The organism is Spirosoma harenae (assembly GCF_054776975.1).
This window is the reverse complement of the sequence record NZ_BAAHBD010000030.1, coordinates 120,497-137,294: the sequence shown is the minus strand read 5'-3', so window position 1 is coordinate 137,294 and position 16,798 is coordinate 120,497. Positions and strand designations below refer to the sequence as shown.

11 protein-coding genes are annotated in these 16,798 nt (G+C 49.4%); 7 read left to right on the top strand and 4 right to left on the bottom strand.

What is annotated here, in order from left to right; all coding sequences use genetic code 11:
- Positions 1-130: 130 nt before the first annotated feature.
- Positions 131-952, bottom strand: coding sequence for a purine-nucleoside phosphorylase (locus tag ACYVE4_RS27270; protein ID WP_461043574.1), 822 nt, complete (start codon positions 950-952; stop codon positions 131-133).
- Between the two features lie 96 nt (positions 953-1,048).
- On the opposite strand from ACYVE4_RS27270, the gene ACYVE4_RS27265 reads away from it, so the two are divergent.
- The 4 genes from ACYVE4_RS27265 to ACYVE4_RS27250 are packed head-to-tail and all read left to right on the top strand — an operon-like array spanning position 1,049 to position 5,343.
- Entirely contained in the window at positions 1,049-1,651 is a 603-nt protein-coding gene (locus tag ACYVE4_RS27265; RefSeq protein WP_461043573.1) for a TIGR04282 family arsenosugar biosynthesis glycosyltransferase, read from the top strand.
- A gap of 40 nt (positions 1,652-1,691) precedes the next feature.
- Positions 1,692-2,384 (top strand): glycosyltransferase family 2 protein, encoded by a 693-nt coding sequence (locus ACYVE4_RS27260; RefSeq protein ID WP_461043572.1) that lies wholly within the window; start codon positions 1,692-1,694, stop codon positions 2,382-2,384.
- Between the two features lie 41 nt (positions 2,385-2,425).
- On the top strand, positions 2,426-3,982 hold the full coding sequence (locus ACYVE4_RS27255) for a glycosyltransferase (RefSeq protein ID WP_461043571.1): 1,557 nt from the start codon (positions 2,426-2,428) through the stop codon (positions 3,980-3,982).
- The gene (locus ACYVE4_RS27250; protein WP_461043570.1) at positions 3,979-5,343 is read left to right on the top strand and encodes a glycosyltransferase 87 family protein; all 1,365 of its coding nucleotides are present in this window, start codon (positions 3,979-3,981) and stop codon (positions 5,341-5,343) included. The genes ACYVE4_RS27255 and ACYVE4_RS27250 overlap by 4 nt, the downstream gene beginning before the upstream one ends.
- Before the next feature lie 194 nt (positions 5,344-5,537).
- Here ACYVE4_RS27250 and ACYVE4_RS27245 read toward each other — a convergent pair whose 3' ends face one another.
- Together ACYVE4_RS27245 and ACYVE4_RS27240 are read right to left on the bottom strand one after the other, a co-directional pair.
- Positions 5,538-5,885: a nuclear transport factor 2 family protein gene (locus ACYVE4_RS27245; protein WP_461043569.1), complete on the bottom strand. Its 348-nt coding sequence runs from the start codon at positions 5,883-5,885 to the stop codon at positions 5,538-5,540.
- Positions 5,886-6,155: 270 nt separating this feature from the next.
- Positions 6,156-9,056 carry a PAS domain-containing sensor histidine kinase gene (locus tag ACYVE4_RS27240; protein ID WP_461043568.1) on the bottom strand — a complete coding sequence of 967 codons (2,901 nt, stop codon included), beginning with the start codon at positions 9,054-9,056 and terminating at the stop codon, positions 6,156-6,158.
- Between the two features lie 469 nt (positions 9,057-9,525).
- Here ACYVE4_RS27240 and ACYVE4_RS27235 point away from each other — a divergent pair, with 469 nt between their 5' ends.
- Positions 9,526-11,268: a serine hydrolase gene (locus tag ACYVE4_RS27235; RefSeq protein ID WP_461043567.1), complete on the top strand. Its 1,743-nt coding sequence runs from the start codon at positions 9,526-9,528 to the stop codon at positions 11,266-11,268.
- A 273-nt stretch (positions 11,269-11,541) separates the two neighbouring features.
- Here the strand turns inward: ACYVE4_RS27235 and ACYVE4_RS27230 are convergent, their stop codons facing one another.
- The gene (locus tag ACYVE4_RS27230) at positions 11,542-12,093 is read right to left on the bottom strand and encodes a cupin domain-containing protein (RefSeq protein WP_461043566.1); all 552 of its coding nucleotides are present in this window, start codon (positions 12,091-12,093) and stop codon (positions 11,542-11,544) included.
- A gap of 56 nt (positions 12,094-12,149) precedes the next feature.
- Here ACYVE4_RS27230 and ACYVE4_RS27225 point away from each other — a divergent pair, with 56 nt between their 5' ends.
- Positions 12,150-12,785, top strand: coding sequence for a TetR/AcrR family transcriptional regulator (locus ACYVE4_RS27225; protein WP_461043564.1), 636 nt, complete (start codon positions 12,150-12,152; stop codon positions 12,783-12,785).
- A 237-nt stretch (positions 12,786-13,022) separates the two neighbouring features.
- Positions 13,023-16,298 carry a S41 family peptidase gene (locus ACYVE4_RS27220; protein WP_461043562.1) on the top strand — a complete coding sequence of 1,092 codons (3,276 nt, stop codon included), beginning with the start codon at positions 13,023-13,025 and terminating at the stop codon, positions 16,296-16,298.
- Positions 16,299-16,798 lie beyond the last annotated feature (500 nt).

Below are 16,798 nucleotides of genomic sequence, written 5' to 3'. Positions count from 1 at the left end.
CGGAGCGGGAACGAAGAATCTTAATGTTTACTTAGTTGTGCGTGATGATACATTAAGATTCTTCGTTCCCGCTCCGGCGTCCCGGTCAGAATGACAAAAAACGCTCTCGAATAAAAAATTAAACAGGTTCTTACAGTTGACCGACTAGCTCCCGCATCAACCGGGTTAGATGGGGCTCTGCCGCACCCGCAGCCGCTATAATTTTTTGTATGTCGGCTTTTTCCAGGGTTTCCGGTATGCACATGTCGGTAATGACCGATACACCAAAAACGGCCATTCCCATCTGATTGGCGACAATCACTTCCGGAACGGTCGACATGCCCACGGCATCGGCACCCCACTGGCGAAGCATTCGGTATTCAGCCCGTGTTTCGAGTTGAGGCCCGGTTACACTGACGTAAACGCCACGCTGGAGACGAATACCGAGTTCATCAGCTATAGCAAAAGCTTTGTCGATCAACGACTTGTTATACGGTTCGCTCATATCAGGGAAACGGTCGCCAAATTCGGGCGGGTTTGGCCCTACGAGCGGATTTTGAGGGAGCAACAAACTAATATGGTCGTCAATGACCATCAAGTCAGAAGTTTGAAAAGCGGGATTCATTCCACCGGCAGCGTTCGAAACCAGCAGCGTTCGAACGCCCAGCGCGTGCATAACCCGTACCGGAAACGTAATTTGCTGCATGGAATAGCCCTCATAAAAATGAAACCGTCCCTGCATCACGACTACCGGTTTGTCGCCGAGCGTACCCAGCAGTAATTTCCCGGAATGAAACTCAACTGTCGACAGCGGGAAATGTGGAATCGATTCGTAGGATAATGTCGTCTCAATGGTTAGCTCCTGCGCCAGTGCACCAAGACCGGTTCCAAGAATGATTCCGATTTGAGGGGTAAGTTGCGTTTTCGATTGAATGAACTGGGTTGTCTGCTGAATCTGTTCAAGGATGGTCATAAACGATGTTAGGCTATCTTTTTCGCAAGATAAGCGTTGAGGGTTAATCACACGGTTTCAGTGACCGATTGTTCGTTTGTTTTGTTAGTATTATTTATGGCAGAAGAGCAACTGATAGTTTTTGTTAAAAATCCCATTCCCGGTCAGGTGAAAACCCGCATTGCCCGGACGGTGGGTGATGGTAAAGCCCTAGACGTATACCAACACCTGTTGACGTACACCCAAAATCTGGTAGCTGAGTTTAAAGGGCGCTGCGCTGTCTACTACGGTGATTTTGTGAATGCCGATGATGGGTGGAATCCGTTTATTAAGTATCAACAATCGGGCATGGATTTGGGTGAGCGGATGCACAGTGCGTTTGAGGAACAATTCCGGGCTGGGGCCGGAAAAGTAGTCATTATTGGTAGTGACTGTTTTGATATAACCTCCAGCCATATTCATAATGCATTTACAGCCCTCGATACCGTGGATGTGGTTATCGGTCCAGCTACCGACGGTGGGTATTATTTGCTGGGTATGAATAAGCTTCAGCCATTTTTATTTCAGGATATGCCCTGGAGCCAGCCCGAACTGAGACAGTTGACAGAATTAGCTATTTTACAGCATGGCTTAACCTACGCCCAGCTCGAAGAACTAACTGACATCGACGAATGGGCTGATTATGAGGCTTATCTTCAGAAAACAGGTCAGCCTTTATGATACGTCACCTCTATTTTTCGCTCTTATTGCCACGCTACGTTTGAATCAGCCACTAATCGTCGTCATCATACCCGCCTTCAACGAGGAAAATTCAGTTGGGCAGGTAATCCGTGAAATACCCGCTGAGCTTGTACAGGAAATTATTGTCGTCAATAACAATTCCAACGATCAGACCGCCGTTGAAGCGGCCCGCGCTGGCGCTACCGTGCTCGACGAACCAATCCAAGGGTATGGGCGTGCGTGTTTGCGGGGTATCGCCTACGCGAAACAACGTCAGCCTACACCCGACATCATTGTTTTTCTGGATGCCGACTATTCTGATTTTCCGGCAGAACTGCCTCGCGTCGTTGCGCCAATTCTGGAACAGAAAGCGGATTTAGTGATTGGTTCGCGGGCGCTGGGTAACCGGCAACGGGGTTCCATGACACCCCAACAACTCTTCGGAAACTGGCTGGCTACCCGGTTGCTACGTCGGCTGTATGGCGTCCATTACACCGATTTGGGACCCTTCCGCGCCATTCGGTTTGATACGTTAGTGGCCCTGAACATGCAGGATAAAACCTACGGATGGACCGTTGAAATGCAACTAAAAGCTGCCAAGTTGCGCTGTAAAACAACCGAAGTGCCTGTCAGTTATCGAAAACGGATCGGGCATTCAAAAATTTCGGGTACGATCAAGGGTACGGTACTAGCGGGCTATAAAATCCTGACAACCATCTTTAAATACTGGTAGTCAGGTAAATCCAGTGCTAATTGTGTACTGGAATTGACGTAATGGAGCTATTCATTCTTTTTCTTTACAACCTGTTGATTCTACTGGTCGTTCTGTTCAGCATCGGTCAGTTGGGACTACTTATTCGGTACGTATACGGTCGATGGCGTTTGAAAAATGAGCGCTTTCCTGACACCGCTATCGATTGGGATCAACTGCCTTCGATCACGGTTCAATTGCCCATATACAATGAGTTATACGTAGTGAATCGACTGATTGATGCCGTCGCCCGGTTGCGGTATCCTCTGGACAAGCTGACCATTCAGATTCTGGACGATTCGACTGACGACACTACGTTGCTAATTGCTAAAAAAGTCGCTGTCTATCAAAAAACAGGTCTTCCGCTGGTACACATCCGCCGACCGGATCGGTCTGGTTTTAAGGCAGGCGCCCTAGCCTATGGACTTGACCTCACCGATAGCGAGTACGTAGCGATTTTCGATGCTGATTTTCTACCGGATGCCGATTTCTTATTACGTGTGCTGCCTAGTTTCACGCAGCCCGACGTAGGCGTTGTGCAGACTCGCTGGTTGCATACAAACCAGTACTATTCACTGCTGACTCAGATTCAGGCTTTTGGGCTAAATGCTCACTTTCTTATTGAGCAGTATGCCCGCTATGCCACCGGGCTATTTTTAAATTTTAGTGGAACGGCCGGTGTCTGGCGTCGCGAAGCGATACGAACTAGTGGTGGCTGGCAAGCGGATACCCTGACCGAAGATCTGGATTTAAGTTACCGCGCGCAGCTAGATGATTGGAGAATCATTTACAGGGTTGATATTGGCGTGCCAGCTGAACTGCCGATTACGATGGATGCAATTAAATCGCAGCAGTATCGATGGATGAAAGGGCCAGCCGAATGCAGTCGGAAGCTTTTGGGAAAGGTATGGCAGAAATCGGGCATCTCCGTTCGAAAAAAAATTCAGGCCTGTTTTCATTTGTTGAATAGCTCCCTGTTAGTACTTATTCTGGGTATGGCTATACTGAGTCTGCCTGTTTTATGGATTCACCACCGCCACCCCGACTGGGCAGCCATCAGTCATCAACTATCAAAATTATTTTTATTGGCGACCCTCATTTCAACCCTCTTTTACGGAGTTTCTTACTACCAAGCTGAGATAAAGCAAAGCATAACTGATCCTCAAACAAAAGCCAATATCGTTGGCCGATCCGTCCGATTTTTCTGGCTATTTCCTACCTTTATTTCCGTTATGCTAGGGTTGTCGTTACACAACAGTCTGGCTGTACTGGAAGGCCTGTTCGGAAAAAAGACGCCTTTCGTGCGTACGCCAAAATTCAACAGTACGACAACGCCTGTCGATTGGTCCAGCAATGTCTACGTAAAGAAAACGTTTCCTAAATCTGTTTTTTCGGAAATTGGACTTGGTCTATATTTTCTGTCAGGAATTGGCCTGGGACTATATTTAGGCGACTATTCACTGATTGTTTTCCATGGTTTGCTGCTCATTGGGTATAGCCTGGTGATCGGTTACACGCTCGCGCATAGCTGGACTAAAGAAACGAACGTAGCACCGAACGTAACGGTTTTACAGCCATGATTAATCCCTTCCGGATTGGCTGGCTATTTCTTTCATTAGCTCTATATACTTTAATAGGCTATGGTATTGCCCGGCCACAGTTTAACCTCCTGATTCTGTTATATGGACTTACCTTCTGGGGATACATTCGGATTACCCGGCCGATGTGGTCCGTCTCTGGTCAAGCAACACTCGCGTCAACTACTCAACCTGAGCCTGACCGGTTTCTCTTTCTCGCGGCCGTTTTATTCCGGGTTAGTCTGTTGGCGGTAATTCCGAACCTATCGGATGACTACGTTCGATTCATCTGGGATGGACATCTGGTTGCCAACGGTTATAACCCATATCTCTATTTACCCAACCAGATTATCAATACCCCTCTAGCGGCAACGGCTGGACTAACCGACTCACTGTACCAGAGTTTAAATTCGCCCAATTACTTTACGGTTTATCCCTCCGTCAATCAAGCATTATTTGGGCTTGCTGTATTGATTTCACCCCATGATTTACTAGGTAATGTGATTGGCTTACGTATCCCGATTCTGCTGGCAGAAATTGGTACGCTATGGCTGTTACCCAAACTCTTACGTCGATTGGGTCAAAATCCAAACCTAGCCTTGTTGTACGGTCTCAATCCACTGGTGATTCTGGAACTGACGGGTAACCTACATTATGAGGCTGTCATGATTTTCTTCGCCCTTTTGGCTGTTTGGTTCTATCAGCAGAAACGATGGAGAATATCCGCTTTTGCCTTAGCGCTAAGTATTGGCACGAAACTTTTGCCGCTACTCTTTGTCCCGCTATTGATTCGATACGTAGGCTGGAAACGTGGATTCGTGTACGGTGCAATTACTCTGGGGTTTATAGGAGTGCTTTTCGTACCGTTTATTGATATAAACCTGGTGAGGAATGTGTTCAGCAGTCTGGATCTTTATTTCCAAAAGTTCGAATTCAATGCCAGTATCTACTATATAATTCGGGCCGTTGGCTTTGGACTTACAGGACGTAGCATCATCAAAGAAGCGGGTCAATATCTGTTTGTCTTGATTGCTTTTGGTACGATTGCCATTGCTGTCTGGAGCCCAAGTAAGGCATCTTCTAATAAACTACCGATTCGATTACTACTGACGCTGAGTCTATACTGGCTGTTATCCACAACGGTTCACCCCTGGTATATTGCCTCACTGTTGGCAGTAAGCCTGTTTACGCCGTTTCGATATCCATTTATCTGGTCGGGACTGAGTATACTGTCATACGGAGCTTATCAAACCTATCCGTATAATGAGAATTTGCCTCTTGTGGGTTTGGAGTATGGATTACTTATTGGGTATGGAATAATCGAATGGCAGAAGCAGAAAAGCAAATGGTCGGCTTGTGAATAAAACTCGACTTTTGCCTGTAACATAATTTTATAAACTAATCGTTGAAGCTAGAAACTACCCGGAATTATATACCCCAGCACTTTTATTGGACGGAAGAAAAGATACAAGTCGGGTAGTTAATTTCTTGAAAACGCCCTGTTAGATGATAGGCCACTTAATACCTGCATAGTATCGCTAAGGAGCCTTTTGGGATACTATGCTTTAATGACAAACGCTTTCAGTTCGGCCATTTTGCCGTCCCGAAATTGCCAAACATCGCAGTAAGAATAGGTAGCGGTCTCCCCCGTTTCATCGTTGAGGCAGATCTGACCAATGGCTGTCACAAAATCGCCCTCCGCTATGAACTGGTCGACCATAAATTGAGGGGGTTCTGCATAGGCAGTAGCCATCCATTGCCGAACAGCCTCCTTTCCCAGTAACGTTCTTTCCCCAACAAATTCCCAGTAGGTATCTTCCGTGCAATGAGCTAGAAATCCTTCATGGTCACCTTGCATGATAGCCATGTTGGCTTTTTCTAAAATGGTTTTATTGGTCTCAATCATTAAAATCAGGCTTTTTCCCGGAATATATAGTTAACAAGTGAGCTATACAGAAATTTGTTTGTCTGAATTGGAAATAGCTCAGTTTCCTATAAAATCCCGCCATGTCGTCGAATTAATTTATCTACCAATATGGCTATTCCCTGGCTACTAACTGAGAAAGTCGCCACACATCGCAACTAGGAGCGTTAGCTGCAACGAGTAACCTTTAGTAAGACGTTACGACAAGCCAGCGGACTAACGGCTTGGCCAACACAGGTCGAATCCTCACCGCTAGGCGGGCAGGTACACCTCAAAGCAGGCACCCTGCCCTACTTGGCTACTAGCCCGGATAGCGCCCCCGTGGTTTTCCACCACCCGCTGACAGATGGCCAGCCCCACCCCCGTGCCTGCATACTCGTTTCGGCCATGCAGCCGCTGAAACACCTGAAAAATACGATCTGCATATTTTTCATCAAACCCGATTCCCTGATCGATCACACTGATCTGGTGATAAAATGGGACGTTTATACCCGGCTGCACATCCGCCGGTAACTCACCCGATTCCCGCTGAGCATACGTAATTCGGATCTGAGGACGTTGGCCGGGCGACACAAACTTAAGGGCGTTCGATATCAGGTTCTGAAACAGCTGACTTAACTGGGATTCATCGCCGTTGACCACCGGCAACACATCCAGGCGGAGATCAGCCCCCGATTGACTCATCGCCCAATCCAGCGTAGTAATCACCTCTGCCATAATGGCCCCCAGCGACACCGGGCCATAGGTCTGCTGACGGGTCGAGATGCGCGAGTAAGCCAGCAAATCCTTGATCAGCGTCAACATTCGACTACCCGCTGTGCCAATACGGTCTAGGTAGCTAAACGCCTGCTCATCCAGCTGATGGCCATACTGCTGAGCCAATAAACTGCTAAACGACTGGATCTTGCGCAGGGGCTCCTGCAGATCGTGGCTGGCCACGTAGGCAAACTGCTGCAGATTGGCATTCGAACGGGTAAGATCCTGATTAGCTTGCTCTAGCGCCTGGGTACGTTCAACCACGCGCTGTTCCAGGTCAGCGGCTAAGGTGCGGTAGCGGCTCTCACTCTCAGCTAAGGCCTGCTCTGCCCGCTTCCGGTCATCAATATCAACACCCATACCCACCCATTTAGTGATTTGCCCGGTTTTGGGGTCGCGATAGGGCTCGCCCACGTTTAAAAACCAGCGGTACGCCCCCGAAGCCGACAGGTTGCGCTGTTCAATTTGAAACCCCTTCTCCTGTTGCATGGCCTGCTGGAAGGCAGCTACCAGCCGGGGAACATCTTCGGGATGTAAGCTATCCATGGCCACCTGCCAGGCTGTAATGGGCTCAAACGGGATACCGCTGTAGGTAGCCCACCACTTGTTCATAAACTCGGCGTTGCCAGCTGAATCGGTCACCCAGATGGCCAGTGGCAAGGCGTCGGCTAACAGGCGGAATTGTTGTTCACTTTCTTTCAGAGCAGCTTCGGCCCGTGCCCGCTCAACCCGTGTCCAGATACGCATGGTCAGCTCCCGCATCAACTCCAGCTCGTCCGCCCGCCACTGACGCGGCTTGGTGTCGTAGAAGCCTAACAGGAAATACCACTCCCCCTCCCGCAGCAGCGGCACGGTCACCATTGCCCCAATCTGAAAGGCGGCATACTGCTCACCCTCGGTACGCGGGTCGGCGAATACGTCGTCAATCACCACCGTTTCCCCCAGCCGCGAGGCCCGTTGAAACTCGGGACTGATAAAGTCGCCAATCCGGTGTCTACCCGGAATGGCCACGGCGCCTTCCTGCCCCCAGCCGTAGCTGACCCAACAGACCTCCTGGGCCTCATCGATCTCCACAAACAGACACCGTGACAACCCGAAATGCCTCCCAATCTTTTCCCCTAGCAAGGCAATAGTTTGGTCAATGTCGGTCAGCCCGACCAGCTCCTGGCTGACATCGGCTAAAAAAGCCAGGTTCAGTTCCTGGCGTTTGCGTTCGGTAACATCATCAAACAGCACGGCAAACTGCTCATCGGCGAACCAGAAGGCCGTCAGCGCATACCATTGCTGGAAGGAGGGCACATAATCTTCTACCCGGATCGGCTGACGGGTATCCAGGACCTGCTGATATCGTTCGAACCACTTCGACTCCAGCGCTGGTAAGACCTCCCTCGCCGTTTTGCCCACCGTTTGAGTCGGATCCAGACCCGTCAGTTTACCAAAGGCGGCATTCACCTGCAAGAACCGATAATTGATCAGCTGCCCCTGTTCATTGCGGATAGCCTCACAAACCGTGTAGCCATCCTGCATGGACTCAAACAGCAGCCGGTAGTTGGTAGCCGACTCACGCACTGTCTGTTCAGCCAGCTTCATCTCTGTGATGTCACGAGTCGTACCCGCTATGGCCTCCACCTCCCCCTTTTCGTTGAGCACCGGGGCAAAGACATAGTCGTAGATTCGGTTGCCCAGCATGGCATGCGGAAACGCGACTTCCCCCCGGATGGCTTGCCTGGTGGCCACCACCTGGTCAATTTCCCGCTCGTGCATCTGGGCGTGCCAGGGCTCATAGCCGTTTTCCAACAGCGTTTTTCCGACGGCTTGCTCCCAGCTACGGCCCCACATAGTCAGCAGCGCCTGATTGGCGTAAATGAACCGGTAATCGAGGTCAAAAACGTACATCAGATCAGGAGTGCTGCTGGTAATGGCCTCGTTGATCCGCTGCTGGCGGTGGGCCTGTTGACGGGTTGCCGCTTCCCGTTGCTGAGTCAGTATCTGCCCGGTGACCTCCTGAGCCACCCCAGCAAAGCGGTAGAGCTCACCAGTGGGCGAGAAGTAACTTCGGCCATAAAAGCGAACCCAGCGCAACTGCCCATCATCGGCTCCAAGGGTGCGGTAGGTTTCATCAAAGAGGCCATTCGATTCAGGGCTCACAGCCCGTTGCACCGCCTGATTGACCCGCTCGACATCCTCCCCATGGATGTAGCCAATGGCCTGCTCATAGGATAGGTTGTTATGCTTAGCCAGACCAAATAATTCCCGACAACGGTCGTCCCAGACGACTTGCTGGGTAATTGGGTCCAGCTCCCAAACGCCCAGCCCGGCGGCTTGAAGGGCAAAGTCAAGATCAAGTCGCTGATTGAGGGGTTGGGTTGGCTCAAAATAGGGTTGATCACCGGTCATGGATACATGGAGTAAACAGACAATATTTGTCAAATGAATCCCTAAAGTAACGAGTTGTCTATAGAACAACTAATCTATTCGTCTCAGCGGCCCCATTCATCGACTGGCTCGGTGAAATGAAGCGATATTGGTGGTTTAGCCGTCTGTTACTGACTACCCCTATTCGCCTTACAGGCTAAAATTATCCTCATCTTAGATGGGGCGTTTTGTAAGACAGTTGTATGGGCAACATTACTGTACAGGATATCCAACTACGTAGAGGCCAAAATCCATAGCAGTCCATAAAAACGGCATTTACGTCTCGTTAACTTTCTTTTACGTTTCGTTAACCTTCTTTTACCGATCCCTGACAAACGCAAGGATAATACCGTCTAGCTTTGGTGAAATCGGCAAAACAAAAAAGGAACTAAACGAACGGTGTTTGTAGATACTGCTCCAATTTTGCTTCGCCATTCCGACCAAACCATCCATGAAAAACCAACGCTTCTTTCTATTTCTTTTCCTTCTATTCATTGGCGTTCATGTCCACGCGGATGGTCTGGACGATTTTATCCGCAGCCAAATGCAGAAGCGGAGTATTCCCGGTTTATCTCTAGCTATCATTCAGGACGGTAAAATTCTGAAGGCTCAAGCATATGGATTTATTGATAAGCAGGGAAAGAGGCGTGTCACGACGAGCACCTTGTTTCAGGCTGGTTCGGTGAGTAAATCGGTTGCGGCTATGGGCGCTCTGTATCTGGTTGAACAGAATAAACTTGTTCTGGATGAGGATGTCAACGTAAAACTTAAAAGCTGGAAAGTTCCTGATAATGAATTCATAAAGGACAAAAAGATTACCCTGCGCGGGATACTCAGTCATACTACTGGTCTTACCGTGCACGGATTCCCGGGATATGCTGTGGACGCCAAAATCCCTTCGGTTGTTCAGATTCTGGATGGGACAGCACCAGCCAATACACCACCGGTTCGCGTAGACTTTGTTCCGGGCTCCCGTTGGCGGTATTCAGGTGGCGGGTATACCGTCATGCAACAACTGATGGTAGATGTGACGGGCGCTGGCTTTCCCGAATTCATGAAAAATAAGGTGCTTTTGCCACTGGGTATGAAACATAGTACTTACCAACAACCTTTAGCTCCAGAACTGGCAAAATTGACGGCAACTGGCCACTACAACAATCGACGTGTAGTGGAAGGTCGCTGGCACATTTATCCGGAGATGGCAGCCGCAGGATTGTGGACTACGCCGTCCGATCTGGCCCGATTCGCGATTAGTATTCAGAAAGCTTATGCTGGAAAATCAGGAAGTATGTTATCCCAGTCCATGACCCGCCAACTGTTGACCGATCAGAAAAACAGGGATGGACTGGGCGTTTTTTTGCAGGGTGACAGTACAACGCTTCGCTTCGGCCACACTGGGCGCGACGAGGGTTTTGATGCGTTACTTACCGCTAGTGTGGCCAAGGGACAAGGCATTGTGATCATGATCAATGCGAATGATAACTCGCATATGATGGGTAGGATTGTTGATTTTATCGCTGACTATTACCACTGGGATGGATTTCCTGTAAAGAGGGCTAAACCGGCCGCGGTAGCTGTGGATGCCAAAACGCTAACGGCTTTCGAGGGTCGATATGAATTATTCAACAATCGAATGGTCGCTTTTTCGGCTGATAATCAGAGGCTTTTTACCTTAGAAGATGGTTTTATCGACGAAGAATTTGTGCCCGTCGCTACCAATAAATTTACATCGACGGACCGCAATGTTTCGGTGACCTTCATTACCGGTGCTAACGGAAATGTGACTGGCTTCAAGCTTCAAGACGATGATCAAAAGTACGAGCGAACAGTACCCCGTATTGGGCCGCTTGCAGATGCCCATCAACCCAATGCCGATCCAGATCCCTCACGCACACCCAAAATCAGGGCGGCTTTGCAGGCCATGATTAAAGGTGGTAAAACATTGGAAGAAGCATCAGGCCTCACGTTGGGAGCCAAACGCGATTTTGCCGAAGGAATGCGAGAACCGGAAACGTTGACGTCGCTAACATTTATTCATTCAGAAAACGTCGCAGGCCGTGGCATTCAACGTCATGGAAGCGACGTAAGCGAAATAGTAACTTATCAATTGACGTCCAATCAGCCGGACACCTATATCCTCGTCCATCTGACGGCCGAGGGCTTGGTTACGGATTGCGATCTGGTTGAAAAATAGTAGCTAGTTGAAGGTGGACTTGCAACAAAACACTGGACTAATCTTGAAGCCCCATTTTGACATTGCCTGCTGTAATACTCGAAAGGGGAAAGATAGCCTAACGCTGAATGCCTTCGTTAGCGATTGTACTGTCTGCTGGTCTTCCTGGTTCACTACGTTCGATTACACTTAACGTAATGACCAGTCAACTGTAGCAGGTCCAAGTAGCTTCTTACTGGCAAGATCAGACGAATTCATCCAACCAATGCATCAACCCCTTAACAAACAGCAGTATTAAGGCAATGGAGCAGGCGCATCCGCAAAGTGCTTGTATTTCCCCAGGAGTCGACCCGTCAGATAGGTCAAGGGAATAAGCACTTTTTTGACAAATACAGGCAGATCGGCCATTTCGTATTCACTCGCATACCGACTCAACAGATAAGCCGCATCGAAAGCTTCAGGCTGGGCTTTACCCGATTTGTTCTGGGCCGCATAGATGGCCGATAAATAATAAACAATGCTATTGGCCGGCTGAACCCATCCTCGGCAGATCAAGGGAGTCTCTCCGGCATTCCAGAAGCGGTGGGGTATGCCGCGTTTGAACAGGATCCGTTCTCCTGCCTGGGCATACTGGATGGGCTGACCTGGTAGCTGATAGGCCAGCAAGCCTGATACAACCGTCAGTTCTTCGTCCTGTTTAAAATGCGTATGCATGGGTGGCCCTGATTGGGGGGCTACTTGATTTTCAATCAGCACTTTATCGCCATCCAGGCTTGTCTCAACCGAGAGAAACGTAAGCGTCTCGCCCAGGCAGTTTTGAATCGTATGAGGATATGAAATAGTCATTGCTTTGTTTGTTTTTACAAACGTACTACATTTAGGACATTGTCCTAAAGCAGAAGATGACTAGAGAAGCTAAAATTGTGGCTAAAGCGTTAGAAATGTTCAATGAACGGGGAATTGAGTACGTTGGGCTGCGCGAGTTAGCCGCTGCGCTGGGGATCCGGGTGGGCAACATCACTTACTACTTTCCCACGAAAGATGACCTGGTGAACCGTCTAGCCCAAGATTTATCCTCGTTAAACGAAGGCATTCATCTCGAGGAGCCCCTTAATTTATTTTCCTTTTTGGAGCGGTTTCGACTCGTGTTTAGGCATCATGTTCAATACCGTTGCCTGCTGCTCAGCATCGTGCACCTGATGGACCGGAATAAAGTCCTGTCGGAACGCTATAAGGAAACGGAAAAAAAGCGCTATTCTTCAATCGTAGCTAACCTGATCGTGCTCCAGGAGTCGGGGTATCTGACCGCGGAGGCTGATCTTGACTTTCTGGTATCGGTTTGCACCCTAACAGCTCGTTTCTGGATTTCAGAAGCGAGCCTATCGTTTCGTCACTTAAACGAGACCGACCAAATCCGCCACTATGTCACCCTGTTAGCTAAATTGGTGCTACCCTATGCGACCCAAAAAGGGAAAGGCGAAATTGAATGTTTTCTGGGTTTTCAGCACGATGGCCAGCAAGCAAGCAAAACTAGTTAATGAATGGCTGAAGGTGCTTTCGTCGGTGTCCGGCTAAGGGAGGGTTTTTATAAGATTCAGCCATAAGACAATGGCAAAATGATAACTCTTTGTCAGTCTGTAAGGGGACTGTCCCAAACGGAGTAGTTTATGACCCAAACCGGATAGCCCCTCTTGTTGGGATCGTTTAATTTTAGCGATCAATTTAGCAATACCAAACCTAGCTGTCGTCAGCCTCTTTTAGCTATTTTTTTTACAATGGTAACAACACAACACATCGTAACACTTTGCCTAAGCTTACTGCTACTCCAGCTCAACAAGTCCGCCCAGGCACAGGGCACCCGTTTAGTCAGGCAACCCTCGATTAGTGCTTCACAAATCGCATTTGAATACGGAGGGGACATCTGGGTAAGCGCCAAAGAGGGAGGAGAAGCCCGACGAATCACCAGTACGGCCGCAATTGAAGAAAATCCCCACTTTTCCCCGGATGGACAGTGGATTGCCTTTAGCTCGAACCGCTCTGGCATTGCGCAGGTCTATGTTGTCCCAGCTCAGGGCGGTAGTCCAGTCCGACTTACCTGGTATCCAGCTCCATCGTATCCTCGAGGCTGGACGCCCGATGGTAAGCATATTCTTTATGCTTCCAGTCGGGAAACGGCCCCTACAGGCTACAATCGGTTATGGATAGTTCCCCCTACAGGCGGCCCTTCCACCCTCCTATCGGCTCCCTGGGGTTTCGATGGGCGATACGCTTCCGATGGAAGCAAACTAGTCCTTGACCGGGTCAGCCGATGGGATAGTGAATGGCGGCATTATCGGGGTGGGCAAAATACGCCGTTGCAGATACTGGATCTGAAAACCTTAGCCGAGCAGTCGATTCCAACTACTGGTAGCATCGACATCCATCCGATCTGGCTCAACGATGAGATTTATTTCCTCTCAGACCGTGACTTTATCATGAACGTGTGGGCCTATAATCCCGCTACGGCAGCGATCCGGCAGGTAACCCGCCTAACCAACGGTGATATTAAATGGCTGGATGGCCATGGTAAACAACTGGTTTATGAACACAACGGCTATGTACACCTGCTGGATCCCCAATCGGGTCAAAGTACCCAATTGACTATCACCGTAACGGGCGATTTTCCCTGGACCGAAACTCATTCGGAAGTGGTTACCAAGGCGGCCACCAACGCGTCCCTCTCGCCAACCGGTAAACGAATTTTGCTGGAAGCCCGTGGCGAAATATATACCATACCCGTTGAAAACGGAGATCCCAGAAACCTGACACGAAGCTCTAATGCCGCTGACCGGCGACCTGTCTGGTCGCCCAATGGAAAAGAAATTGCCTGGTTCTCAGATAAAGATGGGCAAGGGTATGCGCTCTACATCGGCGATCAGGAAGGCATTAAAGAGCCCCGTAAAATAGCCATCGGCGAGAGCAAACTAGGCTGGAATCCGGTATGGTCACCGAATGGGAAATTCATTGCGTTTACCGATAACGCGGTTAAAGTTAAAGTACTCGAATTATCGACGGGGGCTATTGCCACCATTGATACGGGCGGCTCTAATCTGGACCGGGACAATATGGGCCTTACCTGGTCACCCGATAGTAAATGGCTGGCTTATACCAAATCGGCCGCCAATAATTTTAGGAATATCATGGTTTGGTCGGCAAGCAGTAAAAAAACGCAGCCCCTGAGCGACCCCATGGCCGACGCTATGTCCCCGGCCTGGGATCTGAACGGCCGCTACCTGTATTTCTTAGCCAGCACCAATACCGCCCTGGGTTCTGGCTGGGCCAATACCAGCTCGCAACAGGCCAAACCAACATTTGGGGTATACATTACGCTGTTGCGACAGGATGAACCCAATCCCTTTCCGCTTAAAACGGATGAGGAGCCCGATAGCACCACCAGCAACAAGCCTGTTCTGCTTGGTAAGTCAGTTGATACGGAAAAGCCTAAAAAACCGGGTAAAGCAGCTACTAAGGACACAACCGCTCTCAAAGAGGTACGAATTGACTGGAAATACCTGGATCGGCGGATTATTGCCATGCCCATTCCCGTAGGTAGTTATGATGCACTGCTGGCGGGTCCTAAAGGCACGCTGCTTATTTCGACCGGTAAATCGGTGAGCAAATACACGATAACCGATAAGAAACAGGAAGATCTGGTCAAATCTGGTTCTCAGTATGCCGTATCGGCCAATGGTGAAAAACTACTGTTTAAATCCGGTTCCGACTGGCGGGTGGTGTCGACCACCAAACCACCCAGCACTAGCGAAGGGACCGTAGCCATGACCTTGCGGATGGAACTGAACCGGCTCGACGAGTGGAAACAGATCTTTACCGAGGCCTGGCGGTATCAACGCGACTATTTTTATGACCGAAACATGCATGGTAGAGACTGGCAGGCCGTCTGGAACGACTACGCTCCGCTGATTCCCTATATCCGACATCGCACCGATCTTACCTATCTGCTCGATCAACTGGGGGGCGAAACATCGGTAGGCCATAGTTTTGTGTTTGGGGGCGACTACCCGGAGCTAGATACCTCACGGGTTGGCGTATTAGGGGCTGATCTGATCCCCCTGGAAGGCCGCTGGAAAATCAAGCGTATTTACACCACCGAAAGCTGGAATCCTGGTCTGGTTGCTCCATTAGCGCAGCCGAACCTGAAAGTAGAGGAAGGCCACTATATTCTGGCCATTAATGGACAGCCCTTAACGGCCGATAAAGATCCCTATGAATTGCTAAATGGTACGGCTAATTTACAAACCATCCTGACGGTAAATTCCAAACCCACGACCCAGGGTGCCTGGCCGATTCGTGTGCAGCCAACGACCAAAGAAAATGCGTTACGTCAGCTTGCCTGGATCGAAGATAACCGGCGGAAAGTAGCGGAATTATCGAAAGGAAAATTAGGCTACGTCTGGGTACCCAACACGGCCGGCGCTGGTTTCAATAGTTTCAATCGCTACTATTTTGCCCAGCAGGATAAGGAAGGAGCGGTCATTGACGAGCGCTTTAATGGAGGAGGTCTTCTGGATGATTACATGGTCGATTTGATGGTACGTCGGCTACGGGCTTCGATCACCAATGAGGTTCCTGCCGGTAAAGCCATGCGGTTACCAGCCGGCATACTTGGCCCCAAAGTACTATTAATCAATGAATTGGCCGGATCTGGCGGAGACTTCTTTCCCTGGATATTCCGCCAGCAGAAAGTAGGTCCGCTCATCGGTACGCGTACCTGGGGAGGGTTGGTGAAGTCGTCGGTACATTATTCGTTCGTGGATGATGGTGAAATGACGGCCCCCGATAACGCCATTTTTGACCCCATGGCGAAAAAATGGGTGGCGGAGAACATGGGCGTATCGCCAGACATAGAACAAAAAATATCGGCAATAGCCGTCTCTACCGGACATGATCTGCAACTGGAAAAAGCGGTCGAGGAAGCATTGAAATTGCTGCAAAAGGAACCCTGGCCATCCGTAACGAATCCGCCCTATTCTACCCCGGCCAAAAAGCCGTAATGGGCCTACAAACTGGCTAATGATTCAACAGGAGGCAAATACTGTGCGACCGATCCTGCAGGCACCTTAACTGATGGGGCACTGTAAGGGTCGGTCGGGTAAAAGTAATCAACTACGCCACAAATGGGACATGGCTATAGGAAGGGCGTTTTCGAGATGATTATTTTAAAATAATTGTCAACGGCAATTTGAATTAACGCACTGGTTTGGTCATAAAACCGATCGGTCGTCCGGTTGATCATGCTGAAAGTAAGTTAATAAGCCAATATAACAAGGTATCGAAGGCGGCCTGAAATAGATCGAGTCGACTTAATCGAGTTTGTTCAACGTCAGCTCATCAGCTAGTTCTTTAGGGAGTTAGCTGATGGGCTGTTTCTATTCGTTTGTTTATCGGGGAGAGGCTCCCTTTTTCGCTTAAGAACGCCGTCAATTCTTGCCAACTCAACGTCTTTTTAAACACCCTATTCCCTGATCGTGAGACTGCCCCCGTCTCAAGGAGG